This is a genomic window from Streptomyces sp. NPDC045695, from assembly GCF_056432025.1.
In genome coordinates this window covers 50,514-73,023 of the sequence record NZ_JBWKJU010000016.1, presented here as the reverse complement: position 1 = coordinate 73,023, position 22,510 = coordinate 50,514, and the positions used below count along the sequence as shown (strand labels likewise).

Annotated in this window: 23 protein-coding genes and 3 tRNA genes; 12 read left to right on the top strand and 14 right to left on the bottom strand. The window is 73.3% G+C overall.

The features are described from left to right. Nucleotides 1-80: 80 nt before the first annotated feature. Nucleotides 81-575, bottom strand: a complete 495-nt coding sequence (locus tag AC07DU_RS24740; protein WP_360899166.1) for a DUF3145 domain-containing protein — start codon at nucleotides 573-575, stop codon at nucleotides 81-83. Between the two features lie 249 nt (nucleotides 576-824). Between AC07DU_RS24740 and AC07DU_RS24735 the strand changes: the two genes are divergently transcribed. Next, the gene (locus AC07DU_RS24735) at nucleotides 825-1,721 is read left to right on the top strand and encodes an SGNH/GDSL hydrolase family protein (protein WP_479034612.1); all 897 of its coding nucleotides are present in this window, start codon (nucleotides 825-827) and stop codon (nucleotides 1,719-1,721) included. A 97-nt stretch (nucleotides 1,722-1,818) separates the two neighbouring features. Here the strand turns inward: AC07DU_RS24735 and AC07DU_RS24730 are convergent, their stop codons facing one another. Then, a complete protein-coding gene (locus AC07DU_RS24730; protein WP_479113627.1) occupies nucleotides 1,819-4,260 on the bottom strand; it encodes a beta-glucosidase in 2,442 nt (813 codons plus the stop codon). 177 nt (nucleotides 4,261-4,437) lie between these two features. On the opposite strand from AC07DU_RS24730, the gene AC07DU_RS24725 reads away from it, so the two are divergent. After that, nucleotides 4,438-5,025 (top strand): TetR/AcrR family transcriptional regulator, encoded by a 588-nt coding sequence (locus AC07DU_RS24725; protein WP_360899263.1) that lies wholly within the window; start codon nucleotides 4,438-4,440, stop codon nucleotides 5,023-5,025. A 5-nt stretch (nucleotides 5,026-5,030) separates the two neighbouring features. Further along, nucleotides 5,031-5,744 carry a carbon-nitrogen hydrolase family protein gene (locus AC07DU_RS24720; RefSeq protein WP_479113624.1) on the top strand — a complete coding sequence of 238 codons (714 nt, stop codon included), beginning with the start codon at nucleotides 5,031-5,033 and terminating at the stop codon, nucleotides 5,742-5,744. Nucleotides 5,745-5,751: 7 nt separating this feature from the next. Here AC07DU_RS24720 and AC07DU_RS24715 read toward each other — a convergent pair whose 3' ends face one another. Further along, complete coding sequence (locus AC07DU_RS24715; protein ID WP_453373255.1) at nucleotides 5,752-6,087, bottom strand: winged helix-turn-helix transcriptional regulator; 336 nt, start codon at nucleotides 6,085-6,087, stop codon at nucleotides 5,752-5,754. Nucleotides 6,088-6,184: 97 nt separating this feature from the next. Here AC07DU_RS24715 and AC07DU_RS24710 point away from each other — a divergent pair, with 97 nt between their 5' ends. After that, nucleotides 6,185-7,075, top strand: coding sequence for an imine reductase family protein (locus AC07DU_RS24710; RefSeq protein ID WP_479113622.1), 891 nt, complete (start codon nucleotides 6,185-6,187; stop codon nucleotides 7,073-7,075). A gap of 27 nt (nucleotides 7,076-7,102) precedes the next feature. Here AC07DU_RS24710 and AC07DU_RS24705 read toward each other — a convergent pair whose 3' ends face one another. The 3 genes from AC07DU_RS24705 to AC07DU_RS24695 all read right to left on the bottom strand — a co-directional run bounded on the left by AC07DU_RS24705 (nucleotide 7,103) and on the right by AC07DU_RS24695 (nucleotide 9,543). Beyond that, nucleotides 7,103-7,930, bottom strand: coding sequence for an EI24 domain-containing protein (locus AC07DU_RS24705; RefSeq protein ID WP_479113620.1), 828 nt, complete (start codon nucleotides 7,928-7,930; stop codon nucleotides 7,103-7,105). Nucleotides 7,931-8,033: 103 nt separating this feature from the next. Then, on the bottom strand, nucleotides 8,034-8,456 hold the full coding sequence (locus tag AC07DU_RS24700) for an organic hydroperoxide resistance protein (RefSeq protein ID WP_360899186.1): 423 nt from the start codon (nucleotides 8,454-8,456) through the stop codon (nucleotides 8,034-8,036). Between the two features lie 64 nt (nucleotides 8,457-8,520). Then, a complete protein-coding gene (locus AC07DU_RS24695; protein WP_360899189.1) occupies nucleotides 8,521-9,543 on the bottom strand; it encodes an NADP-dependent oxidoreductase in 1,023 nt (340 codons plus the stop codon). A 96-nt stretch (nucleotides 9,544-9,639) separates the two neighbouring features. Between AC07DU_RS24695 and AC07DU_RS24690 the strand changes: the two genes are divergently transcribed. Further along, complete coding sequence (locus AC07DU_RS24690) at nucleotides 9,640-10,062, top strand: MarR family winged helix-turn-helix transcriptional regulator (RefSeq protein WP_360899192.1); 423 nt, start codon at nucleotides 9,640-9,642, stop codon at nucleotides 10,060-10,062. A gap of 72 nt (nucleotides 10,063-10,134) precedes the next feature. Here the strand turns inward: AC07DU_RS24690 and AC07DU_RS24685 are convergent, their stop codons facing one another. Beyond that, a complete protein-coding gene (locus tag AC07DU_RS24685; protein WP_479113618.1) occupies nucleotides 10,135-10,845 on the bottom strand; it encodes an SCO2400 family protein in 711 nt (236 codons plus the stop codon). A gap of 78 nt (nucleotides 10,846-10,923) precedes the next feature. Between AC07DU_RS24685 and AC07DU_RS24680 the strand changes: the two genes are divergently transcribed. Then, the gene (locus tag AC07DU_RS24680; protein WP_479113616.1) at nucleotides 10,924-11,502 is read left to right on the top strand and encodes a hypothetical protein; all 579 of its coding nucleotides are present in this window, start codon (nucleotides 10,924-10,926) and stop codon (nucleotides 11,500-11,502) included. Nucleotides 11,503-11,557: 55 nt separating this feature from the next. Here the strand turns inward: AC07DU_RS24680 and AC07DU_RS24675 are convergent, their stop codons facing one another. Next, nucleotides 11,558-12,268 carry an esterase/lipase family protein gene (locus AC07DU_RS24675; RefSeq protein ID WP_479113614.1) on the bottom strand — a complete coding sequence of 237 codons (711 nt, stop codon included), beginning with the start codon at nucleotides 12,266-12,268 and terminating at the stop codon, nucleotides 11,558-11,560. Between the two features lie 211 nt (nucleotides 12,269-12,479). Between AC07DU_RS24675 and AC07DU_RS24670 the strand changes: the two genes are divergently transcribed. Together AC07DU_RS24670 and AC07DU_RS24665 are read left to right on the top strand one after the other, a co-directional pair. Further along, entirely contained in the window at nucleotides 12,480-13,517 is a 1,038-nt protein-coding gene (locus AC07DU_RS24670; RefSeq protein ID WP_360899204.1) for a rod shape-determining protein, read from the top strand. Then, nucleotides 13,514-15,076, top strand: coding sequence for a GAF domain-containing sensor histidine kinase (locus AC07DU_RS24665; RefSeq protein ID WP_479113612.1), 1,563 nt, complete (start codon nucleotides 13,514-13,516; stop codon nucleotides 15,074-15,076). Before AC07DU_RS24670 ends, AC07DU_RS24665 begins: the two co-directional genes overlap by 4 nt. 60 nt (nucleotides 15,077-15,136) lie before the next feature. On the opposite strand, the gene AC07DU_RS24660 is transcribed toward AC07DU_RS24665, so the two are convergent. Continuing rightward, nucleotides 15,137-15,577 carry an Lrp/AsnC family transcriptional regulator gene (locus AC07DU_RS24660; protein WP_360899210.1) on the bottom strand — a complete coding sequence of 147 codons (441 nt, stop codon included), beginning with the start codon at nucleotides 15,575-15,577 and terminating at the stop codon, nucleotides 15,137-15,139. A 69-nt stretch (nucleotides 15,578-15,646) separates the two neighbouring features. On the opposite strand from AC07DU_RS24660, the gene AC07DU_RS24655 reads away from it, so the two are divergent. Continuing rightward, entirely contained in the window at nucleotides 15,647-16,300 is a 654-nt protein-coding gene (locus AC07DU_RS24655) for a LysE family transporter (RefSeq protein WP_360899213.1), read from the top strand. Between the two features lie 95 nt (nucleotides 16,301-16,395). Beyond that, nucleotides 16,396-17,841 carry a carboxyl transferase domain-containing protein gene (locus AC07DU_RS24650; protein ID WP_479113610.1) on the top strand — a complete coding sequence of 482 codons (1,446 nt, stop codon included), beginning with the start codon at nucleotides 16,396-16,398 and terminating at the stop codon, nucleotides 17,839-17,841. Nucleotides 17,842-17,877: 36 nt separating this feature from the next. Here the strand turns inward: AC07DU_RS24650 and AC07DU_RS24645 are convergent, their stop codons facing one another. Then, the gene (locus AC07DU_RS24645; RefSeq protein WP_479113608.1) at nucleotides 17,878-19,140 is read right to left on the bottom strand and encodes an MFS transporter; all 1,263 of its coding nucleotides are present in this window, start codon (nucleotides 19,138-19,140) and stop codon (nucleotides 17,878-17,880) included. 215 nt (nucleotides 19,141-19,355) lie between these two features. Here AC07DU_RS24645 and AC07DU_RS24640 point away from each other — a divergent pair, with 215 nt between their 5' ends. Continuing rightward, on the top strand, nucleotides 19,356-20,513 hold the full coding sequence (locus tag AC07DU_RS24640) for a carboxylate-amine ligase (RefSeq protein WP_360899222.1): 1,158 nt from the start codon (nucleotides 19,356-19,358) through the stop codon (nucleotides 20,511-20,513). A gap of 155 nt (nucleotides 20,514-20,668) precedes the next feature. Here the strand turns inward: AC07DU_RS24640 and AC07DU_RS24635 are convergent, their stop codons facing one another. The 4 genes from AC07DU_RS24635 to AC07DU_RS24620 form a co-directional block, all read right to left on the bottom strand. Next, entirely contained in the window at nucleotides 20,669-21,181 is a 513-nt protein-coding gene (locus AC07DU_RS24635; RefSeq protein WP_479113606.1) for an SMI1/KNR4 family protein, read from the bottom strand. A gap of 322 nt (nucleotides 21,182-21,503) precedes the next feature. Then, nucleotides 21,504-21,577, bottom strand: a tRNA-Ile gene (locus AC07DU_RS24630). Nucleotides 21,578-21,766: 189 nt separating this feature from the next. Continuing rightward, nucleotides 21,767-21,839 (bottom strand) — tRNA-Asn (locus tag AC07DU_RS24625). Between the two features lie 5 nt (nucleotides 21,840-21,844). Then, nucleotides 21,845-21,917: transfer RNA gene (locus tag AC07DU_RS24620), tRNA-Asn, on the bottom strand. A gap of 145 nt (nucleotides 21,918-22,062) precedes the next feature. Here AC07DU_RS24620 and AC07DU_RS24615 point away from each other — a divergent pair. After that, nucleotides 22,063-22,365: a YtxH domain-containing protein gene (locus AC07DU_RS24615; RefSeq protein ID WP_360899243.1), complete on the top strand. Its 303-nt coding sequence runs from the start codon at nucleotides 22,063-22,065 to the stop codon at nucleotides 22,363-22,365. The last annotated feature ends 145 nt before the right edge of the window (nucleotides 22,366-22,510 follow it).

Here is a 22,510-nt window from a genome sequence, read left to right as displayed (position 1 = left end):
GGTTGCGGTGTTCGTCGTCTGAACACGGCAGAAGGCCCACCCGGGTGATTCCGGGTGGGCCTTCTGCGTGGGGCGGGGGTTCAGACCACCTGGTGGAGCCAGCGGACCGGGGCGCCCTCGCCCGCGTAACGGAAGGGCTCCAGTTCGTCGTCCCAGGGCTTGCCGAGCAGCTTGGCGATCTCCGCCTCCAGGTCGGTCTCGCCGCCCGCCGACCGGGCGAGGGCGGCGCGCAGCCGGTCCTCGGGGATCAGGATGTCGCCGTGGATGCCGGTGACGGCGTGGAAGATGCCGAGCTGCGGGGTGGAGCTGTAGCGCTCGCCCTCGGCGGTCGGACAGGGTTCCGCGGTCACCTCGAAGCGCAGCAGGTGCCAGCCGCGCAGGGCGGAGGCGAGCTTCGAGGCGGTGCCCGCTTCGGCCTGCCAGGAGAACTCGGCTCTCCAGGTGCCCGGGGAGGCGGGTTGTCTGATCCAGTCGAGGTTCACCCGCACCCCGAGCACGCCCGCAACAGCCCATTCCACGTGCGGGCAGAGCGCGCGCGGTGCGGAATGCACGTACAGAACTCCACGTGTCGTCACCGGGACCTCCAGTGTGGGACGAGGTCGGGAATAAACTCCAGAAAACGGACAGTATGTGACGTGATGTAATGTAACGGAAATTATTTGACATTGCGCTACGGGACCTGCGGCCGAAACGCCACGGGAAAAAGCTACCGTGCGCCAGGGGTCCTGGTGTGACGTACGGTCGCCCAGAAGCCCGTCATCACAGAGCTTTCACTCACCAGGACCCCCCGAAGGAAGTGGGGGCGACAAGGAGGCGTCCTTCCGATGCGCACCACCGCTCCGCGCCCCCGCGTGCGCCGGACCCTCGCGGGCGCGGGCACGGCGGTCGTGCTGCTGGCCGCTGCGGTCACCGGGTGCGGCTCGGGCGGGTCGGGGACGCCGGACGAACGGGGGGCCCGGGGAGCGCCGCGGTGGAACACCGCGCCCGCCTCGATCGCGGCCGTGGGCGACTCCATCACCCGCGGCTTCGACGCCTGTTCGGTGCTGGCCGACTGCCCCGAGGCCTCCTGGGCCACCGGGAACGACCCCGCGGTCCGCTCCCTCGCCGCGCGGCTCCTGGGGGACGTCGAGGCGCCCGCCCGCAGCTGGAACTACGCGGTGACCGGCTCGCGGATGGCGGACCTGCCGGGGCAGCTGGCCGCGGCCGCCGCGCACAAGCCCGACCTGGTCACGGTCATGGTGGGCTCCAACGACGCCTGCCGGCCCACGGTTTCGTCGATGACTCCGGTCGCGGATTTCCGGGCCGGATTCGAGAAGGCCCTGGCGGACCTGCGGGCCGCCTCCCCCTCCTCCCAGGTGTACGTCTCCAGCGTTCCGGACCTCCAGCGGCTGTGGGAGCAGGGCAAGGACAGCCCGATGGTCCGGCAGGTCTGGAAGCTGGGCATCTGTCAGTCGATGCTCGCCGACCCGCTGTCGGCGGCCTCGGGGGCGACGGCCCGCCGCGAGCAGGTGCGGGCGCGGGTGGTCGAGTACAACGAGGCGCTGCGCGAGGTCTGCGCGAAGGACCCGCTGTGCCGCTACGACGGCGGCGCGGTGTTCCAGTACCCCTTCGCGGCGGATCAGTTGAGCCGCTGGGACTGGTTCCATCCGGGCAAGGACGGACAGGCGCGGCTGGCGGAACTCGCGCACCGCCAGGTGACGTCCGCCGAACCGCCGCGTTGACGCCGACGCGTTTCCAAGGTCCGGGGGCGAGTGTCAGGGCTCGCCCCCGGACCGGCTTTCAGGGGTGATTTCCGGCCATTGCGGTGGTTACGGTGTGTTACGCGATCTCCAGCGCGGCCGTGAGGCGCGCGTCACCGTGCGAACGGCTCGCGCGGACCTCGTAGGAGCCGGCGATCCGCCGCCAGCCGCGGGCCTCCTCGTCCCAGATCTCGAAGGCCCGCGCGGGCAGGGGGATCTCAGTCTCGACGCTCTCGCCGGGGCCCGCCTCGACGCCCGCGAAGGCCGCCAGCCAGCTCGCCGGGCGCTCCACGCTGTCGGCCACGGGCGCCAGGTAGACCTGGACGACCTCGCGGCCGGGGCGGGAGCCGGTGTTGGTCACGCGGACCCGCACCCCGTCGGGGGTGGCCTCCAGGGACTCGTACGTCCAGTCGGTGTAGCCGAGGCCGTGCCCGAAGGGGAAGGCGGGGACGACGGCGTGCCTCTCGTACGCCCGGTAGCCGATGAAGAGGCCCTCGCGGTACTCCAGCCGCCCCTCGGCCGGCACGACGTCGGTGACCGGCGCGTCGGTGAACCGCGCGGGCCAGGTCGTGGGCAGCCGACCGCCCGGCTCGGTGTCCCCGAGGAGTACGTCGGCCAGCGCGGCCCCGCCCTCCTGCCCGGGGAACCAGGTCAGCAGCACCGCGGCGACCTCCTCGCGCCAGGGGAGTTCCACCGGGGACCCGGCGTTGACGACGACCACGGTGTTCGGGTTGACGGCGGCCACGGCGCGCACCAGCTCGTCCTGGCGGCCCGGCAGGGTGAGGTCGCGGCGGTCGAAGCCCTCGGACTCCACGCGCTCGGTGGTGGCGACGACCACGACGGCGGTGTCCGCGGCGCGGGCGGCCGCCACGGCCTCGGCGATCAGCTCGTCGGCGTCGCGCCGCGGGCCGAGGTGGAGCAGCGCGAACATGACGGCCTTGAGCGGCAGCGCGGACACGTCGGGGACCTGGTAGGTCAGGGACACCTCCACGGGCTCCCCCTCGGTGAGCGTGACGCGGGCGCGCTCGCTGGGGGCGCCGAAGAAGGCCTCGAAGAGGTCGGCCTCGTCGCCCATCTCCTGGACGCCCTCCCAGAGGGTCCGCCCGCCGACCGCGAGGGTGAAGGCACCGAGCCCCCGGGTGCCGAAGGCGTGTTCGCCGCTCTCGCGCGGCAGGAAGGTACCGCGGACCTCGATGCTCGCCATGGTCGCGTACGTGACGCCCGCGGGCAGGTCGTCCCCGATCCACTGGACCTGGCCCGTCGGCAGGCCGCCCTCGCCGAGGACGGCGCCGGAGGCGTCGCGGCAGACGGCGCGCAGCTCGAAGCCCTGGCCGGCGGGGACGAGCTCGTCGGAGGGGTCGGCGCCGACGGCGAAGGTGAGCGCGCCGGCCGGGAGGGCCGCGGCGAGGCCGTCGAGGGGGGAGACGACCCGTTCGGGGAAGACGGTGGCGGAGCCGCCGCCGAGGACGCGGGCGTCGCGGGCGGCGGCGCCGATGAGGGCGACGGTGCGGCCGTCGCCGGCGTCGAGCGGCAGGGCGCCGCCCTCGTTGCGGACGAGGACGAAGCCGCGGGCGGCGAGCTCGCGCGCCAGCGCCTGGCCGTCGATCGGGGCGGGGGGCGCGTCGACCACGGCGGGGGCGCCCTCCAAGGCGCCGACGCGGGCGGCGAGGCGCAGGACGTTGCGCACGGCCGCGTCGACGGCGGACTCCGGGACCTCGCCGGCGCGGACGGCCTCGGCGAGCGCGGGCCCGTAGACGGTCTGCGGCCCGGGCATGGCCACGTCGAGGCCGCCCAGGATGTCGCCGGTGGTGGAGCGGGCGGCCATCCAGTCGGACACGTTGAAGCCGTCGAAGCCCCATTCGCCGCGCAGGACCTCGTTCACCAGGTACTGGTGCTCGGTCATGGTCGTGCCGTTGACCTGGTTGTAGGCGGTCATGACGCCCCAGGGGTGGGCGTTCGCGACGATGGCCTCGAAGGGCGCCAGGTACACCTCGCGCAGCGGGCGCGGGGCGATGACGCAGTCCGCGGTGAAACGTTCCGTCTCGGCGTCGTTGCCGACGAAGTGCTTGACGGTGGTGCCGACTCCGCCGTCCTGGACGCCGTTGACGTAGCCACTGCCGATGGCGCCGGTGAGGTAGGGATCCTCGGAGTAGCACTCGAAGTGCCGGCCGCCCAGCGGGGAGCGGTGCAGGTTGACGGTGGGGGCGAGGAGGACGTGGACGCCCTTGCGGCGGGCCTCCTGGGCCAGGAGCCGGCCGGCCCGGCGGGCGAGGACGGGGTCCCAGGCGGCGGCGAGCGCCGTCGGGGAGGGCAGGGCGATGGACGGGTCGTCGGCGGTCCAGCGCACGCCGCGGACCCCGATGGGGCCGTCCGACATGACCAGGGACTCCAGCCCGATCCCGGGAACGGCGGGCAGGGACCACATGTCCTGGCCGGCCAGCAGCCGGGCCTTGGTATCGAGATCCAGCTTGCCCAGCGCCGTCTCGACGGCGTTCTCGCGGGCCTGATCGGCATCGGTCACGGCCGTGCCTCCTCGTGGGGTGCGGGTGCGGTGGGGATGGCGATGAGGGTGCGGTGCGGTGGGGCGCCCCCATCCTGGACCCGTTCCCTGGTGAGCGGTAGGGTTCGTCATCTATTCGTGATATTCGAGTGGCGTACGGTCCTGCTGGCAGCTGTGAACGGAAGGGGCGCCGGGGCGATGGTCAGGGCGAGGAGTGAGGAACGCCGTGCGGAGATCGTCCGCGCGGCCCTGGAGGTGATCGCGGAGCGCGGCTACCGGGGCGCCTCCCTGGGCGCGGTCGCCGAGCGCGTGGGCCTGACCCAGCAGGGGCTGCTGCACTACTTCCCGACCAAGGAGGCCCTGCTGGTCGCGGTGCTGGAGGAGCGCGACCGCTGGGACACGGGCGGCGGCTCGCGCGCCTCGGCGGACACCTGGCGCCTGGACCTGCTGGCCTCCCTGGTGGAGTACAACGCCATGCGCCCGGGCATCGTGCAGACCTTCTCGGCGCTGCTGGGCGAGAGCGTCACCGAAGGACACCCCGCGCGGGAGTTCTTCACCGAGCGCTACGCGCAGGTGCGCGGCGAGATGGCGGCGGTCCTGCGCGCCGAGTTCGGCGAGCGCCTGCCCTCGGGCCTCACCCCGGAACAGGCGGCCCCGCTCCTGACCGCGGTCATGGACGGCCTCCAGTACCAGTGGCTGCTGGCCCCCGAGTCGGTGGACATGCCGGCCGCGTTCCGCTCCTTCCTGACCCTGCTGCGGGGGCCGGCGGAGCTCGGCCTAGGGTGATCTGGATGAAGATCGCCGCAGCGCAGCTGACCTGCGTACCCGCCGATGTCGAAGCCAACGCCGCGCAGGCCGCCGCCCTCGCCGTCCGGGCCCGCGAACGGGGCGCCGGACTCGTGGTGTTCCCCGAGCTCGCGCTCACCGGCTACGAGCTGGACGCGCTGGCCGCCGACCCCGGGCTCATGACTCCCGCCGACGACCCCCGGCTGGATCCGCTGCGCTCCGCCGGCATCGCCACCGCCGTCAACGTCGCCCTGCCGGCCGGCGACGGGCGGCCCGCCATCGCGACGCTGGTCCACGACGCGGACGGGACGCACGTGACCACGTACGTGAAGCAGCACCTCTACCGGCACGAGCAGGACGTGTTCCGGCCCGGGGACCGCGACGGGCGCTTCGAACTCGGCGGGATCCGCTTCTCCCTGGGCGTCTGCTACGACAACCACTTCCCCGACCTGCCCGCCCGGGGCGCGGCGGACGGCTGCCGGGTCCACCTCGCGAGCTCGCTGTACGGGACGGGCGAGGGGGTCCACGAGCGCGCCGCCGTCCACCTGGGGATCGCCCGGGAGCAGGGCCTCTACGTGGTCCTCGCCAACCACGTCGGCCCGGCGGGTCCGTGGACGGGCTGCGGGGGCGCGGCCGTGTGGGCGCCCGGCGGCGCACTGCTCGCCGCGGCGGACGACCGTACGCCCGGCGTGGTGACGGTGGAGGTGCCCGCCGCCTGACCGTCGCTCAGGCGGTGTCGTCCAGGAGGTTCTTGGCCCCCCACGCGCCGAGGGGTTCCAGGGCCGCGTTCAGGTCCTGGCCGAGCGGGGTCAGGGAGTACTCGACGCGCGGCGGGACCTCGTCATGGACCTCGCGGTGGACCGTGCCGTCGGCCTCCAGCTCGCGCAACTGCGCGGCCAGCACCTTCTCGGACACCCCCGGCACCAGCCGGCGCAGCTCGCCGAAACGCCGCGGGCACTGGTTCAGCTCCCACAGGATCGACACCTTCCACTTGCCGTCGATCACGGACATCGCCGCCGCGATCCCGCAGTGATCCGCACCGGGCCTGCGTGTCAGCGCCATCGGACGCCCCTCCCCACCTGCTCGCTCACTTCGGGGTAACCACCCACTCCGAAGTGCGTACTTGAGTGCCTCGCGGCCTGCCACCAGGCTAAACGCCATGACCGACAACACACCGCGAAACCCGCTCACCCTGCTCGGACTGGGCGACATGGGCACGGCCCTCGCCCGCACCTGGCTCGCCGCCGGGCACCCCCTCACCGTCTGGAACCGCACCGCCGCCAAGGCCGAGGCGCTGGCCGCCGAAGGGGCCGTCGTCGCCGCGAGCCCCGCCGAGGCGGTCGCCGCGAACGCGCTGGTGGTGGTCTGCCTGCTGGACGACCCCACCGTCGGCACTGCCCTGGACGGCGTCGACCTGACCGGCAAGGACCTGGTCAACCTCACCACCGGCACCCCCGCCGAGGGACGCGCCCGGGCCGCCTGGGCCGAGGCGCGCGGGGCCCGGTTCGTCGACGGCGGGATCATGGCCACGCCCACGATGATCGGCGTCCCCGAGGCCGGCGGGTACGTCTTCTACAGCGGCTCGCGGGCGCTCTTCGACGCCCACCGGTCGGCGCTGGAGGTCCCGGCAGGGGCCCGCTTCGTCGGCGAGGACCCCGGTCACGCCGCGCTGCACGACGTGGCGCTGCTCAGCGCGATGTGGGGGATGTTCGCCGGCATCTCGCAGGCCTACGCGCTGACCGAGGGTGAGGACATCGCCCCGAAGGACCTGGCTCCGCTGCTGTCCGAGTGGCTCGGCGCGATGGGGTTCTTCGTCGGCAACGCCGCCGAACGGCTGACCTCGCGGGACTTCACCTCGGGGGTGGTGTCCAACCTGGCGATGCAGGTCGCGGGCAGCGGCACCATGCTCCGCACCGCCGAGGAGCAGGGCGTCAGCACCGAGCTGGTCGCCCCGTACGTGGACCTGCTGCGCCGCCGGCTGGCCGCGGACCCGGCCACCCACGGCGGCGAGGACACGGCGGGGGCCATCACCCTGCTGCGAGCGCGGTGACGGGACGGTGCGGTGCCGGGACGGTCCTCAGTAGACCGGCGGGGGCCCGAAGCCGTTGGCCGGCGTGGCGGACGGCTCCCGGCTTCCCGCCTCGGGCTCGGTCTCGGCCTCCGGCGCCGGACCCGGCATCAGGTCCCGCGCCATCAGGGTGGCCCCCGCCACCGCGCCCGGCATCAGGAAGACCGCGACCAGCGGCACCAGGAAGGCCAGCACCAGCGGCACCCCGAAGCCCAGCACGAGCATCCGGCGCGAGCGCAGCAGCGCCAGCCGGTCGTGCAGGTCCACCTTGCGCCGCTGGAGGGCGACGGCGGTCAGCTCCTGGGTCAGGAAGTACCCGGAGACGCAGAAACCGAGCACGGGGACCACGGTCTGACCGATCACCGGGATGAAGCCGAGGGCGAAGAGCAGGATCCCGTACAGCAGGACCCGGCCGAGCACCTTCACGCTGTCCCGGGCCGAGACCCACAGCTCCAGCCAGAGCGGGAGCCCGGACGCGGGGACCTCGCCGCCCTCGCTGCGGTCGACCTGCTCGGAGAGGGACTCGTAGAAGGGCTGGCCGATCAGCAGGGTCACGGCGGTGAAGGTGATCACCGCGAGGAAGAGCCCGAGGCAGAAGACCAGCGCGGTCAGGAAGCCGCGCACGAGGCCGAGCCACGGCGAGGACCAGCCGTCGGCGAAGGGGGTGGCCCAGGCGACGAGGTCGTCGGCGCCGTAGCCGAGGCCGATCAGCGCTCCGGCGTAGAGGGCGAAGGAGACGTGCCCGGGCAGCAGCCCGAAGCCCAGCCACCGGCCGTGGCGCACCACCCACCGCTGTCCGGCCAACAGATACCGCAGGCCCCCCGCAAGATCACGCATGAGGGGCAGTTTAGGGGGTGTCCGGTGGGTGCTCCCCGGCCCGCTCACGGCGAAGGCCGCACCCCCGGTCGGGGTGCGGCCTTCGGCGTGCGGGCGGGCCGGATCAGACGGCGAGCTCGACGGTGATGTTGCCGCGGGTGGCCTTCGAGTACGGGCAGACCTCGTGGGCCTTCTCGATGAGGTCCTTGGCGGTGGCGGCGTCCACGTTCGGGATGACGGCGGAGATCTTGACGATCAGGCCGAACCCGTCGGCGTTCTTGCCGATGCCGACCTCGGCGGTGACCGTGGAGCCGGAGATGTCGGCGTTCACGTTCTTGGCGACGACGCCCAGGGCGCCCTGGAAGCAGGCGCTGTAGCCGGCGGCGAACAGCTGCTCCGGGTTGGTGCCGGCGCCGCTGCCGCCGAGCTCCTTCGGCGGGTTCACGACGACGTCGAGCTGGCCGTCGTGGGTGGCGACGCGGCCGTCACGGCCGTTCTCGGCGGTGGCGATGGCGGTGTACGCGACGTCGGACTGCTGGATGGACATGTAAGGAAATCCTCCTGGTAATCGCCGCGACTCGCGCCCACGGTCACGACGGTGTGCAGTGAGCCTAACCGGTGAAAGAAACGATCATCTTTCCGGTGTTCTCGCCGCGCAGCATGCCGAGGAAGGCCGACGCCGCGTTCTCCACGCCCTCGACGACCGTCTCGTCGTACGTCAGCTCACCGGAACGCAGCCATCCGGCCACGTCCTGGACGAACTGCGGCTGCAGTGCGGCGTGGTCGTTGACGAGGATGCCCTGCAGCCGCAGCCGCTTGCCGATGACCTGCATCAGGTTGCGCGGACCGGGGGCGGCCTCGGTGTCGTTGTAGTGGGCTATCGCCCCGCACAGGGTGGCCCGGCCGTTCACGTTCAGGGAGGAGATCGCGGCCTCCAGGTGGTCGCCGCCGACATTGTCGAAGTAGACGTCGATGCCCTCGGGGGCGGCGTCCCTCAGCTGCTGGCCGACGGGGCCGTTCTTGTAGTTGAAGGCGGCGTCGAAGCCGTACTTCTCCGTGAGGAGCGTCACCTTCTCGTCCGAGCCGGCGGAGCCGATCACGCGGGACGCGCCCTTGATCTTGGCGAACTGGCCCACGAGGCCGCCGACGGCGCCGGCCGCGCCGGAGACGAACACGGCGTCGCCCTCCTTGAAGGAGGCGACCTCGAAGAGCCCTGCGTAGGCCGTCAGGCCCGGCATGCCGAGCACGCCGAGGTAGGCGGAGAGCGGGGCGAGCGAGGCGTCCACCTTGGTGGCGTGCTTCGCGTCGAGCTCCGCGTATTCGCGCCAGCCCAGACCGTGCAGGACGTGGTCACCGACCGCGAAGCCCTCGGCGGCGGAGGCGACGACCTCGCCGACCGCGCCGCCGTCCATGGGCCGCTCCAGCTGGAAGGGCGGGATGTACGACTTCACGTCGTTCATCCGGCCGCGCATGTACGGATCCACGGACATGTGCAGGTTGCGTACGAGGATCCGGCCGGGGGCGGGCTCCGCCGAGACGGGCACCTCGCGCAGGGCGAAGTCCTCGGCGACGGGCCAGCCCTGCGGGCGACGGACGAGGTGCCACTCGCGGCTGACGGCGGGGATCTCAGACATGCGGCGCTCCTGGGTGAGGAAGGAATTGCTTCACTAGGTGAAACAACCATGCTCCTAGATATTTCATGTTGTCAAGCAAATGGGTACGCTGGTCCCATGCCCAGTCGTCGCACAGACCCAGTGACCGTCGAGGTCGTCGAGCTCATCGGCGACGTCGTGGCCCGCTACCACATGGAGTACGAGCACGCGGCCGCCAGCCACCAGCTGACCGGCGCGCAGGCCAAGGTGCTGAACCTGCTCTCCCTGGAACCGATGCCGATGCGCCGCATCGCGCAGAAACTGCGGTGCGAGCCGTCCAACGTGACCGGGATCGTCGACCGGCTGGAGAGCCGCGGGCTGGTCGAGCGCCGCCCGGACCCGGCCGACCGCCGGGTGAAGCTGGCGGCCCCCACCGAGGAGGGCGTGCAGACCGCGGAGCGGCTGCGCGAGTCGCTGGACTTCGCGCGCGAACCGCTGGCGGGGCTGTCCCCGGCCGAGCGGGCGCTGCTGAGGGACCTGCTCAGGCGGATGCTGGGCTGATCCGGGCGGTCACGCAGGTCCCGCCGGTCCCGCCGGTCCTGCCGGTCCTGCCGGGACGGCTGGTCCGGGCGGTCACGAGCAGAAGATCCACAGCACGCAGCTCTTCGTCGGCTTGGGCGTGGGCGACGGCGACGGCGGAGGCGGCGGCTGCGCACTGCCGGAAGCCCCCGGCGAGGGCGTGCCCGATCCGCTCGCCTGTACGGACGTCCCGGGGGCCGGAGTACCGGACACCGGCCCCGACGTCGACGGGGCGGGGGGCGAGGTCATCGGTCCCGGCTGCGCGGCGCTCCCGGAGGGCGCCCCGGCTCCGGACTTCTTCGTACCACCGGCCGCGGCCTTCGTGGCCTTCCCCGCCCCCGCGCCCGTGGGCGCGCCGGAATGCGGCAGATCCGGCAACGGGGCGGGCTGCTGCGGACCCTCGTCGGTCAGCACCACCTTGGCGGCCCGGTCGGTGCGCTGCACGTCGGTGACGAGGTGGACCGCGGCCAGCGCGCCCCCGCACACGACCAGCAGACCGAGGCCGAAGGTGAGCACGGTCCGCCGGCGCTTGCGCCGCGTGGCCCGGCGGCGGGCACCGGCCCTGCGCTCGTTCGGGGCGGACAGCACGACGAGCGAGTCCGCGAACACATCGGCCAGCGCGGTCGGCGGCTCGTCGACGACCGGCGCCGCCGGGGCGGGCACGGAGCCGGGCGCGGCGGGCATCAGGTACTCGGCCGGAGTCCCGCACCCGGCGCACGCCAGTGCGCCGTTGAGGTGCCTCCGGCAGGCGTGGCAGTAGTTCATGGCGCCCGCAGGCTACGTGGTCGGCGACAACATCCGGATCCCGAGAACGTAAGGATCCTGTGTGGAATCGTTTCCTCCATGACTTTCTTCGGGCGGGACGCCTTTCAGTTGGTGCTGTTGCGGCGGATGTCCGACTTCCAGCCGGAGCTCGCCGACGAGGCCCGCCGCCGGCTCGGCGCCTCGCTCGCGGACCAGCGCGAGGCCAACAAGCGCTGGCAGGCGATGGTGCGATCGCCCCGCTCCCGCGGGGCCCTGGCCCGTTACCGCTCGGTGCTGGGTGCGCCGGAGTCCTCCGAGCGCCGCACGATCGGCGATCTGGAGTGCGAGGCCCTGCTGTGGCCGGTGTCGCTCTGGCCGGACCTGCGCTTCGAGGTGCTGGCCGCGCCGGACGGGGCGGTGTGGAACGAGTGGCTGGTGCGGGCTCCGGGCGCGCCCGGGCCCGTACTGGAGTCGCCGGAGGACCTGCGGCCCTGGTCGGCGACGGTGGACGAGGTGGCGCGGGCCTTCGCGCCGGTGCGGCCGATGGAGGGCACCGCGCCCACCCGCTGGCGCCTGGCCTTCGCCGCGCGCGGCGGGCCGTACGTCGCGGAGTTCACGTACGGCCTGCTCCAGCGGGTCTCGTCCGGCGGGAGCGACGGTGCGGACCGCCCAGCCTGATCCGGCGTGATCCGGCCTGATCCGGCGTGATCCGGCCTGATCGGCGAGGCACCGCTTAAGCGGCCAGGAAGGCGCGCACACCGGCCGAGGTGCCGTCGTCGCCGAGCAGGTCGTTGTGCTTGAGGCAGCCGACCGGCGTGTTGGCGGCTCCGGTCAGCGGGACGCTGTCGTCCGGGTTCACCACCTCGTCGCACCCGGACCAGAAGGTCGCGTACTTCACCGTGCCGGGGGTCTCGTCCCCGCCGTTGAGGTTCTTCGTGACGTACGAGCCGGGGGTCATGTCGCGGCACGCCTGGTCCCACAGGGCGCAGGCCCACGCGGTGGAGGTCCCGTGGTTGGTCCCGGCCAGCGAGACCCAGTGGTCCACGGTGGCCGCGCCCCCGCCGAACTTGACGTACCAGCGGCTGACCAGCGAACCGAAGGAGTGCGAGACGACGTCGACCCGGGCGGCGCCGGTCCGGCGGCGGACGTCCTCGACGTAGGCGGCGAGGCGTCCGGAGAGGACCTCGTTGACCGACTGGTGCGTGTCGTAACCGAAGGAGAAGAGCTCCGCGTCGTCGTACCCGTCGGCGCGCAGGTCCTCGCGCAGGGCCCCCCAGACGCCGGGGTCGGCGTTGAAACCGTGGACGAGGACCACCGGATTGCGCGGGGCCGCCCGGCCGGAGGCGGCGGCGCCGACCCGGTCGGCGGCATGGGCCGGGAAGGACGCGAGCAGGGCCAGGCAGAGCGTCAGGAGCGCCAGCGTCCCCTGGCGGGTCGTCAGCATCGGGCCTCCTTTACCTTGTTACGCGCGAGTAGCGCGTGTGGTGCGGGCATGGTGCTGCCTGTCGGTACAGAAATCCACCCCCATGCAGCCGCGCCCCACCCCCCGGCCGGAGCAGCACAACGGGCGATAAGTCTGAAATGCCCGAGATGATATGAAAGCGACCGGCAGTTCCGCCGGTCTTCTTGCGCCAGCGCTCTCGGGAGGATCTGCCGTGACCGTCAGTCTTGAGCAGTTGCGCCGCTGCCACGTCGCCGTCGACTTGGGGGCGGCTAGGACCCGCGTGTACGTCAAGGGCGCCGGCCTCGTCGTCGACGAGCCCAGCGTCGCCGCGGTGAACACCCGTACGGGTGCACTCATCGCCGTCGGGACCTTCGCCGAGCGGATGACCGGCCGCACGCCCGACTACATCCGGGTCGTGCGCCCCGTCTCCGGCGGCACCGTCGTCGACATCGAGATGGCCCAGCGGATGCTGCGTCACCTGCTCGGCGAGAAGCTCCGCCGGGCCCTGCGCCGCAAGCCCCGGCTGCGGGCCGCCGCCTGCACCCCGCACGACGCGGACCCGCTGGCCCAGCGGGCGACCGTGGAAACCCTCGTCGGGCTCGGCGCCCGCCGCGTCGAACTGGTCGACACCCTGATCGCGGCGGCCGTCGGCTGCGGCCTGCCCGTGGAGCAGCCGACCGCGACGATGATCATGGTGTGCGGGGCCGCCGCGACCCAGGTCGCCGTCCTCTCCCTCGGTTCGATCGTCACCGCCCAGCGGATCCCGGTCGGCGGCGAGGCCATCGACCACGCGGTCGTCCAGCACCTGCGCCACGCACACGAGCTGATGCTGCCGAGCCAGGCGGTGCGGCCGCTCCAGCTGGCCCTGCACGGCAACGGCATCACCGCCGAGGGACCGGCCTCCACCCTCATCCACGGCCGTGACGTGGCCACCGGACTGGCCCGTTCCGTCCACGTGGACACCGCAGCGGTACGCGACGCCATCCACACGCCGCTGACCGCCGTCCTCGACGGCATCGGCAAGGTGCTGCGGGACTGCCCGCCGGACCTGGTCGCGGACCTGACGGACAAGGGGATCATGATGGTGGGCGGCAGTGCCCTGCTGCCGGGCCTGGACCAGATGCTGCGGGACGCCACCGGAATGCCCGTCGCCATCGCGGAACGGCCGGACGTGTGCGCCGTACTCGGTCTCGGCGCGATGCTCGAAGGGAAGATCGCCCCGATGGTCCTCAACCCGCTGGCCGAATGACGGACGCCGGGCGCCGGCCCGACGCACGGCAGCCCGACCCACGCCGGCCCGATGAGCAGGGGACCGCGAGCCTGCCGCTCCTGCTGGAGGCGGTGCTCAGCGTCGGCTCCGAGCTGGAGCTGCGCGCCACCCTCCAGCACCTCGTGGATTCGGCGACCGGGCTGTGCTCCGCCCGGTACGGAGCGCTCGGGGTCATCGACCCCGAGCGCGGCCGGCTGACCGAGCTGTTCACGTCCGGAATGACCGAGGCGCAGCGGGCGGCGATCCCCCGGCTGCCGGACGGCCGCCACGACCTCCTCGGCCCCCTCGGCCCCCTCGGCCCCCTCGCAGACGATCCGCGCCCGCCGCTCCCCGACGGCTCCGGCCGCATCGGCGTCCCGATCCGGGTGCACACCGAGGTCTTCGGGCACCTCTGCCTCACCGGGAAGCGGGGCGGCCCCTTCACTGACCAGGACCTCGCCCTTCTCCGCGTCCTGGCCTCGCAGGCGGGCATGGCGATCGGCAACGCCCGGCTCCACGAGACCGCGCGCCGCCGGGAGCGCTGGATCGAGGGCGCGGCCGCCGTGACCACGGCCCTGCTGGCCGGACGCCCGGCGGCGGACGCGCTGATGTGCGTGGCCGAACGGGCCCGGCTGCTGGCGGACGCCGCCGCCGGGGTGGTGCTCCAGCCGACCCCCGCGGGCGGTATGGAGATCGTGGCCGCCTCCACGCACGCGGACCCCGGGGACCTGGTGGGGACGGCCATCGCGCCCGGCTCCCCGGTGCTGGAACAACTCCTCGGCGGCGAGCCGGTCTTCATAGAGGACTCGGCGACCGACCCCCGGATGACCACGCACGTCCGCGAGCGGTTCGGACCCAGCATGATGCTCCCGCTGCAGAGCGGCGGCCAGCTGATCGGCACCCTGGCCCTGCCGCGCGCCCGCGGCGGTCCCCCGTACGACGCGGTGGACCGGCTGCTCGCCTCGCAGTTCGCCTCCCAGGCCGCGCTGGCCCTCGTCCTGGCGGACGCCCAGCACGACCGGGAGCAGCTCGCGGTGTACGAGGACCGCGACCGCATCGCCCGGGACCTCCACGACCTTGTGGTCCAGCGGCTCTTCGCCACCGAGATGATGCTGGAGAGCACCCGGCGGCGCTCCTCGAACGCGCCGACCGCGGACCCGGTGGGCGAGGAACTGGCCCGCGCCGTCGACGAGCTGGACTCCACCATCCAGGAGGTCCGCACGGCCATCTTCGCCCTCCAGCAGCCGCCGAGCGACGCCCCGACGACCTTCCGGGGCCGGGTCCTGCGCGAGACGGGCGGGGCGGCGGTCCTGTTCGGCTTCCAGCCCTCGGTGCACTTCGCGGGCCCGGTGGACGCCCTGCTCCCGGAGCCGGTGGCGGGCGACCTGCTGTCCGCCCTGCGCGGCGCGCTGGCCGCGGCGCACCGGCGCACCGAGGTCACCGCGATCGAGGTGGAGGTGGAGGCGCTCCCGTCCCGGGTCCGCCTGACGGTGGCGGACGACGGCCGTACGCCGTCGGGGGCGCGGGGCACGACGGTGACGTGGGAGTCGGCGCTGTGACCCGCCGGGGCCGGGCGGCGAAGCGGCGCCGGACCGTCAGCGCGGGGCGGCGCCGGACCGTCAGCGCGGGGCGGGCCGGGTGGCGGCGCGCAGGGCGATGCGGGTGCTGGACTGTGCGACGCCCGCCTCCAGCTTGAGCCGCCGCAGCAGCCCGTCGAGGGCGGCGGGGTCGGCGGCCCGGGCGCGTACGAGGTAGTCGTACTGGCCCGTCACGTGCACGACTTCCGTGATCCCGGGCAGCTTGGCGACCTGCCGCTCGAACTCCTCGTTGGTGGTGTCCTGCCGCAGCGTGAGGTCGATGAAGACGACGAGCCCGCCCGCGGTGTCGGCCGCCGGATCCACCACGACGGTGAACCCGCGGATCACCCCGTCCCGGCGCATCCGTCGCACCCGGTCGGCGGTGGCGTTGGCGCTGAGCCCGACGCGGACGCCGAGGTCCCGGTACGAGATCCGCGCATCCTGCTGCAAGATGCCGAGGATTTCCCTGTCGAGGCGGTCCATACCGCGATTCTCGCAGCCGGGCCCGATATGCGGGCGCATCCGCCGGGGGCACGGGCCGAGCCTCGCCGTATGAGCGAACTGATGACACCGGCCCTGGCGGGCGCGGTCGCGGGTCTGGGCGTGGCCATGCCGATGGGTGCGATGAGCGTGCTGCTGCTCCAGGAGGCGATGCGCGACCGTCGCACGGCGGTGGCCGCGGCCGCGGGCATCGCGACGGTCGACCTGGGCTACGCGTCCCTGGCCACCGCCCTGGGCCCCTGGGTCGCCTCCCACGTCTCCCCCGTGGAGGCCTGGGTCCGCCTGGCCTCGGCGGCGATCCTCCTGACCATCGCCGCCCACGGCCTGACCGGGGCCCGCCGCTCCACCCCGCCCCCAGGGCACACCCCGTCCCCGCCTCCCTCGGGGGCGCGGGGTTCCGAACCCACGGCCCGCCCGGCCACCACCTTCGCGCGGTACGTCGGCCTCACCGCCGTCAACCCCACCACCGCCCTCTACTTCGCCGCCCTCACCACCGCCCAGGGCGCCACCCTCACCACCGGCGCGGCCGGGGCCGCCTTCCTCCTCGGCGTCGGCGGCGCCTCCCTCCTGTGGCAGGAGACCCTCGTCGTGTTCGGCGTCCTCGTCGGCGCCCGCATCTCCGACACCGCCCGCGTCTGGACCTTCCGCCTCGGCTACGGCCTGGTCGCCGCCTACGCCGTCAAGATCGCCCTGCCGTTGCCGTGACGGCCCGGGGCCGGGACCTTGGGCCGTCTCTTCCGGATCTTGTCGGGCCCGCGCCCAACCGACAAGATCCGAAAGAGACGGCCTAGGGTGACCTCGTGACGACGACCCGCCTCTCGGCCCGTGCGGCCATCGCGTCCGTGACCGACGCCGGCAGCTTCACCGAACTCCCCGCGCCCCGGCGGGAGTCACCGGCCGACGGCCCCCTCGCCTGGGCCGGCTACGACGACTCGCGGGCCCGCGCCGCCGAGCGGACCGGCGAGCAGGAGTCCGTCGTCACCGGCACCGCCCGCATCGGCGGCCGCGAAGCCACCCTGATCTCCTTCGAGTTCGGCTTCCTCGGCGGGTCCCTCGGCGAACGCACCGGCGACCGGCTCGAAGCCGCCTACGCGCACGCCCGCGCGCACGGGCTCCCCCTCGTCTCCCTCATCGCCACCGGCGGCTCCCGCATGCAGGAGGGCATGCTCGCGCTGACCCAGCTCCAGCGCGTGGCCCGCCAGTGCGTCCTGACCCGGGCCGCGGGACTCCCCCAGCTCGCCGTCCTGCGCGATCCCACCACCGGCGGCGGCTGGGCGACCCTGGGGGCCGGGGCCGACGTCGTCCTCGCGCTCCCCGGCGCCCAGGTCGGCTTCGCCGGGTCCCGGGTGCGCCCGGCCGACGCCGACCCCGCGGCGTACTGCGCCGAAGGGCAGTACGCGGCCGGGCACGTGGACGCCGTCGTCCCCCCGGCCGCGCTCGCCGGGACACTGGCCGACTGGCTCCGCGTCCTCACCGCGCCCCGCCCCGCCGGGCCCGTCGAGCCCCCGGCCGCGCTGGCCGGCGTAGCACCGCCGCACACCGGCTGGGACGCCGTCCGGCAGGCCCGTCACCCGGACCGGCCGCACGCCGAGGCGTACCTGGACGCGTACTTCGACCTCCGCCTGCCCCTCTCAGGGGACCGCGCGGGCGGCACCGACCCCGGCATGCTGTGCGGATTCGGGCTGCGGGAGGGCCGGCCGGTGGCGTACGCCGCCCAGTGCGGCACCGCCACCCGCCCGGCGGGGTACCGTACGGCCGCCCGCGTCATCCGCCTCGCCGACCGGCTCGGCATCCCCGTGCTCACCCTGGTGGACACCCCGGGCGCCGCCAACGACGCCGCCGCCGAACACGCGGGGGCGGGCGCCGCCATCGCCGACACCTTCGCCGCGGTGGCCGCGGCCGCCGTCCCCATAACCACCCTCCTCATCGGCGAGGGCGGCTCGGGTGGCGCGCTCGCGCTGGCGGCGCCGGGCAACACCTGGGTCACCCCCGACAGCTACTTCTCGGTGATCGCCCCGGAACTGGCGGCGGCCATCCTCAAGCGCCCCCCTTCGGCCGCCCCGGCGACGGCCGACCAGCTCCGCATCCGGCCCCAGGACCTGGTGTCCCTGGGCCTGGCCCGCGGCATCGTTCCCCCCGCGGCCCCGTCCACCCCGGCCCCGTCCACCCCGGCCCCGTCCACCCCGACCCCTTCCACCCCGACCCCTTCCACCCCGGCCCCACCCTCCGGCCCCGCCGACGTGTGAGGCGCGGGCGCAACCACCCTGCGTACGGCCCGGCGATCAGGCCTGCGGGGAGCGCGCGTCGTACCGGGCGAAGCCCCGCCACCGGAGCGCGAGCAACCCCAGCACGGCCACGCACGCCAGCCCGCCGCCCGTGACGGCCACGGTCGGCGAGGTCAGGTCGGCGACGGTCCCGGCGAAGAAGTCCCCGAGCCGGGGCCCGCCCGCGACGACCACGATGAAAACGCCCTGGAGGCGGCCGCGCATCTCGTCCGGCGTGGCGGCCTGCATCATCGTGCTGCGGAACACCATGGAGACGGTGTCCGCCCAACCGGCCAGGGCCAGGAACAGCAGCCCGAGCCACAGGTTCCGCGTGAGCCCGAAGACGGCGATGGCCAGACCCCAGGCGGCGACGGAGATCAGGATCGCCAGCCCGTGCCGGCGCACCCGCCCCTGCCAGCCGGAGACCAGCCCGCCCAGCAGCGCCCCGGCGGCGATCGCGGACACCAGCAGGCCGACGGTCTTCGCGTCGCCGTCGAACCAGAGCACGGCCACCGCCGGGAAGACGGCCTTCGGCTGCGCCAGCACCATCGCGGCCATGTCGGAGAAGAAGGTCATCCGGATGTTGGGGCGGGTCCCGAGGAAGCGCAGGCCGTCGACGACCGAGGCCCTCCCCCGCGTGCCCTCGGCGCGGTCGGGCTTCATCGACGGCAGCCGCCACATCGCGTACAGCGCGGCGGTGAAGGTGACCACATCGATCAGGTACGCCGCCTGGTAGCCCCACCAGCCGACGATCAGCCCGCCCAGCATGGGGCCGACCGTCGCCCCGGAGGTCATGGTCACGGAGTTCAGCGCGTTGGCGGCGGGCAGCTGTTCGGCCGGCAGCAGCCTCGGAATCATGGCGGAGCGCGCCGGTCCGGTGAGCGCCCCGCACACCGCCTGGAGCGCGACGACGGCGTACAGGAACCAGACCCGGTGGTAGTCGAGCAGCGCGGCGGCGGCCAGCGCGACCGAGAGCCCGGCGGCGCCCAGCGAGCTGTAGAGGCCGAGCGTGCGCCGGTCCACGGTGTCGGCGATGGCCCCGCCGTAGAGCCCGAAGACGACGAGCGGGACGAGGGAGAAGAGGCCGACGAGTCCGACGGAGAAGCTGGAGCCGGTGATGTCGTAGACCTGGAGCGAGATCGCGAGGGTGGTCATCGCCTGGCCGATCCAGGAGATGGTCCCGCCGACCCACAGGCGCCGGTAGTCGTGGGACGTGCGCAGGGGGGTGAGGTCGGCGAATATGCGACGGCGGGGGCGGGTGGGTGCGGTCGTCCGGGTCACAGCGGATGATAACCGTCGGCCGTCCGCCGCCCCGGGGCATTTTTCCGCCGTTCCGCTCTGCGGCCCCAGTCGCCCCATCCGGCCCCGGGACCCCGCCTCGGGCGGTCGCTTGCCGCTAACTCGCCACTGTCACCTGACATTTGACCGAATCGGCGTGCGCTCCTCACCTCCTGTTCAGCTCATGATGAAAAGACTCGTATGTCCAGGGAGGCGTAGTGATCGAACCTGGCAAAGGCACCACGAGCACCAGCACCGGGCAGAACGCGGTGCGCCCCACCGTCCCCCTCACCGTCGGCGTCGAGGAGGAGTTCCTGCTCGTCGACTCCCGCACCTTCCGGGTGGTCCCCGCCGCCCCGCTCGTCCTCGCCACGGCCGGCGGACTGCCCGGCGAGATCCACCCCGAGGGCACCCGCTACCAGGTGGAGATCTCCACCCCGATCGCCCACTCGGCGGCTTCGCTGCGCACGGAACTGGCCGCCCTGCGACGCACCCTCGGCCGGGCGGCCCGTGCGCACGGCTGCCGACTGCTCGCCGCCCCCTCGCCGGTCCTGCCCGTGGAGGCGCCGCTGCACCTGACCGACGACGAACCGCGCCAGCGCGAGCAGCACCGCCGCTTCGGCGCGCTCACCGACACGCTCGTCAGCTGCGGCCGCCACATCCACATCGGCACGCTCGACGTGGACACGGCGGTGGCCGTGTCGAACCGGATCAGACCCTGGCTGCCCACCCTGATCGCGCTGGCCGCCAACTCGCCGTTCTGGGGCGGCCGTGACACGGGGCACGCGAGCTGGCGGGCCATGGCCTGGTCCGGCTGGCCCTCGGCGGGGCTGCCCCCGCACTTCACGTCCACGGCCCACTTCCGGCGCTCGGTGCAGACCCTGCTCGGCTCGGGGGCGGCCCTGGACACCAAGATGGTCTATTGGGACCTGCGCCCGTCCGGGCACTGGCCGACGCTCGAAATCCGGGCGCCCGACATGTCCCCGGACATCGACTCGGCGATCCTGCAGGCCGAACTGGCCCGAGCCCTGGTGACCACGGCCCTGCGGGAGATCGCGGAGCAGCGCCCCGATCCCCCCGTACGGGACGACGTCCTGCGCCTCGCGCGCTGGCGGGCGGCCCACGACGGCCTGGAGGGCTTCGGCCTCGACCCGTACACCGGCGCCGAACTCCCGGCGGCCGACCTCGCGGAGGCCCTGCTGGACCTGGTCGCTCCGGAACTGGCCGCCTCCGGCGACCTCGACCACGCGGCGAAGACCCTGGGCGGCCTCCTGCGCGACGGCTCGGGCGCCCACCGCCAACGGATGGTCTTCGCCCGCCGCCAGGACCTGACGGACGTTCTGCGCCACCTCACGGACGAAACGGAGGACTTCTGACCGCGCCCTCCCCGCTCCCCCCGAATACACCAAAGCCGCAGGTGCAATCGTTTCCGCACCTGCGGCTCGCGGCGAGCTGCCGGGGTGACCTCGGGGTCAGCGACCGCGCCCGTCAGCCGGCGCATCCCCATCACTCGACGAACCGACGTCTTGGCTCAGAACGCGCTCTCCGGGGCGGGCGCGAAGAAGGGCTCCGGCACCAAGGCGGCGATCGAGAAGGGCTCGAACTCCGGATCGGCCACCACGCGGTAGATGAACTCGGGCGTCGACATATCGACCTGACGCCATTCTCGGTAGCCTCGCCCCCGCGTCACGATGGGCCACGTGTCCGCCGCCTCGTCACCGGCCAGCCAGTAGTACTCGCCTTCGGTCTGGCTGAACCCCCAGGGGATGAGCCCGCCCTGGCCGGGCTGGTAAATCCGGTACGGCGCGTACAGCGGATCTTCCCTCTCGGCCGGAGCGTCGGCGCTGAGACTCCGCCAGGTGGTGGAGAGGTCGAAGGCCCCTCCGGGCGCGACGGAGAGAATCTGGAGGAAGTCCGAGAAGAGCCCCTTGCCGAAGGTCGCGGCGAGGCGCTTGTAATCCTCCGGCAGGGCCAGACCGAGCCGCTCCTCGGTCTCACCCCAGGGCATATCCGTGTGCCGGGGCGCCCACTGGGTGACTTCCACAAGCCTATCGATCCACATACCAAACCTTCGGCTCCGCCTATCGCGTTCCGCGGCTTCGCCGACGGCTTGACCCAGCCCATGAGCCGGTCCATCGTCGCCTACGGCTGCCGAATCTGCGGCACGCGCAGGCGTCGCTGCTGCTCGCCGCCGGGGTCGGCATGGCGATCGTGACGAAGTGTCTCGTGCACTCCACGGTGACGATCACCACACCCGTACCCACACCTGCTGGGCGGGGTCGGGCGCGCGGCTCGCCTGATGGCACGACAGACCCCGGACATGCCAAAGCCGCAGGTGAGAACGTTTCTGCACCTGCGGCTCGCGGTGGGGCGGGTGGGACTCGAACCCACGGCCGACGGATTATGAGTCCGCTGCTCTAACCGGCTGAGCTACCGCCCCTTCACGGCGTGGCGCGTACACCTGTGCGCGCCGTCTGCCGCAGCATAGCCGCTCATACGATCTCCTGCCTCGGATGCCTCGCATGATCGGCTTCGCCTGTTCAGAGAGACCGCGCCGAGGGCTGCCCGGTTCCCGGACGGGCGGCAAAGAAAAGAAGAGGACCCCTCGGGGCCCTCTTCTTCTTCCTTGCTCCCCCGGCTGGACTCGAACCAGCAACCCTCCGGTTAACAGCCGAATGCTCTGCCAATTGAGCTACAGGGGACCGCGCTCCCCCGACTGGACTCGAACCAGTAACCTGCCGGTTAACAGCCGGCTGCTCTGCCAATTGAGCTACAGGGGATTGCTGCGGTGCATCGAACAGCCCACCTCCGGCCTGGCCGGGGGGCGAGCGCCCGCTGCGAGTCATAGATTAGCGCAAGCAGGGGGGTGCTCCGCCAATCGGTATCGGCAGCAGGCCGGGCACCACACGACGAAGGGTGACAGGCATGCGGTACAAGGTCACGTTCGTGGTCGGACTGACCCTCGGGTACGTGCTCGGGACCCGGGCCGGGCGCGAGCGCTACGAACAGCTGAAGAAGTCCGCGCGGGAGATCTCGAAGAACCCCGCGGTGCGCAACGCCGCCGAGAGCGCGGGCCAGACCGGGCGCCAGTTCGCCGGGAAGGCCTTCGCCGCGGTGAGTGACAAGGTCGGCGACGCCGTCCCGCAGGCCCTGGCCGGGCGGGTACGGGCGCTGCGCGACCGCGCGGGCGGCGGCGGCGAGGACGACTGGGGCACCAGCAACACCTAGGTCGTCTCTTTCGGATCTTGTCGGTTGGGCCCGCGTCGTCCGGTGCCGTGCATCGCAAGGCGGAGGGGGGGGGGGGGGGGGGGGGGGGCCGGGGGGGGGGAAAAAAAAAAAAAAAGGAGGGGTGGAAGGAAAAAGAAAAAAAAAA

Coding starts and splice junctions, on each gene's coding strand:
- AC07DU_RS24735 (WP_479034612.1), top strand. CDS start 825: ATGCGCACCACCGCTCCGCGCCCCCGCGTGCGCCGGACCCTCGCGGGC.
- AC07DU_RS24725 (WP_360899263.1), top strand. CDS start 4,438: ATGGTCAGGGCGAGGAGTGAGGAACGCCGTGCGGAGATCGTCCGCGCG.
- AC07DU_RS24720 (WP_479113624.1), top strand. CDS start 5,031: ATGAAGATCGCCGCAGCGCAGCTGACCTGCGTACCCGCCGATGTCGAA.
- AC07DU_RS24715 (WP_453373255.1), bottom strand. CDS start 6,087: ATGGCGCTGACACGCAGGCCCGGTGCGGATCACTGCGGGATCGCGGCG.
- AC07DU_RS24710 (WP_479113622.1), top strand. CDS start 6,185: ATGACCGACAACACACCGCGAAACCCGCTCACCCTGCTCGGACTGGGC.
- AC07DU_RS24705 (WP_479113620.1), bottom strand. CDS start 7,930: ATGCGTGATCTTGCGGGGGGCCTGCGGTATCTGTTGGCCGGACAGCGG.
- AC07DU_RS24700 (WP_360899186.1), bottom strand. CDS start 8,456: ATGTCCATCCAGCAGTCCGACGTCGCGTACACCGCCATCGCCACCGCC.
- AC07DU_RS24695 (WP_360899189.1), bottom strand. CDS start 9,543: ATGTCTGAGATCCCCGCCGTCAGCCGCGAGTGGCACCTCGTCCGTCGC.
- AC07DU_RS24690 (WP_360899192.1), top strand. CDS start 9,640: ATGCCCAGTCGTCGCACAGACCCAGTGACCGTCGAGGTCGTCGAGCTC.
- AC07DU_RS24685 (WP_479113618.1), bottom strand. CDS start 10,845: ATGAACTACTGCCACGCCTGCCGGAGGCACCTCAACGGCGCACTGGCG.
- AC07DU_RS24680 (WP_479113616.1), top strand. CDS start 10,924: ATGACTTTCTTCGGGCGGGACGCCTTTCAGTTGGTGCTGTTGCGGCGG.
- AC07DU_RS24675 (WP_479113614.1), bottom strand. CDS start 12,268: ATGCTGACGACCCGCCAGGGGACGCTGGCGCTCCTGACGCTCTGCCTG.
- AC07DU_RS24665 (WP_479113612.1), top strand. CDS start 13,514: ATGACGGACGCCGGGCGCCGGCCCGACGCACGGCAGCCCGACCCACGC.
- AC07DU_RS24660 (WP_360899210.1), bottom strand. CDS start 15,577: ATGGACCGCCTCGACAGGGAAATCCTCGGCATCTTGCAGCAGGATGCG.
- AC07DU_RS24655 (WP_360899213.1), top strand. CDS start 15,647: ATGAGCGAACTGATGACACCGGCCCTGGCGGGCGCGGTCGCGGGTCTG.
- AC07DU_RS24615 (WP_360899243.1), top strand. CDS start 22,063: ATGCGGTACAAGGTCACGTTCGTGGTCGGACTGACCCTCGGGTACGTG.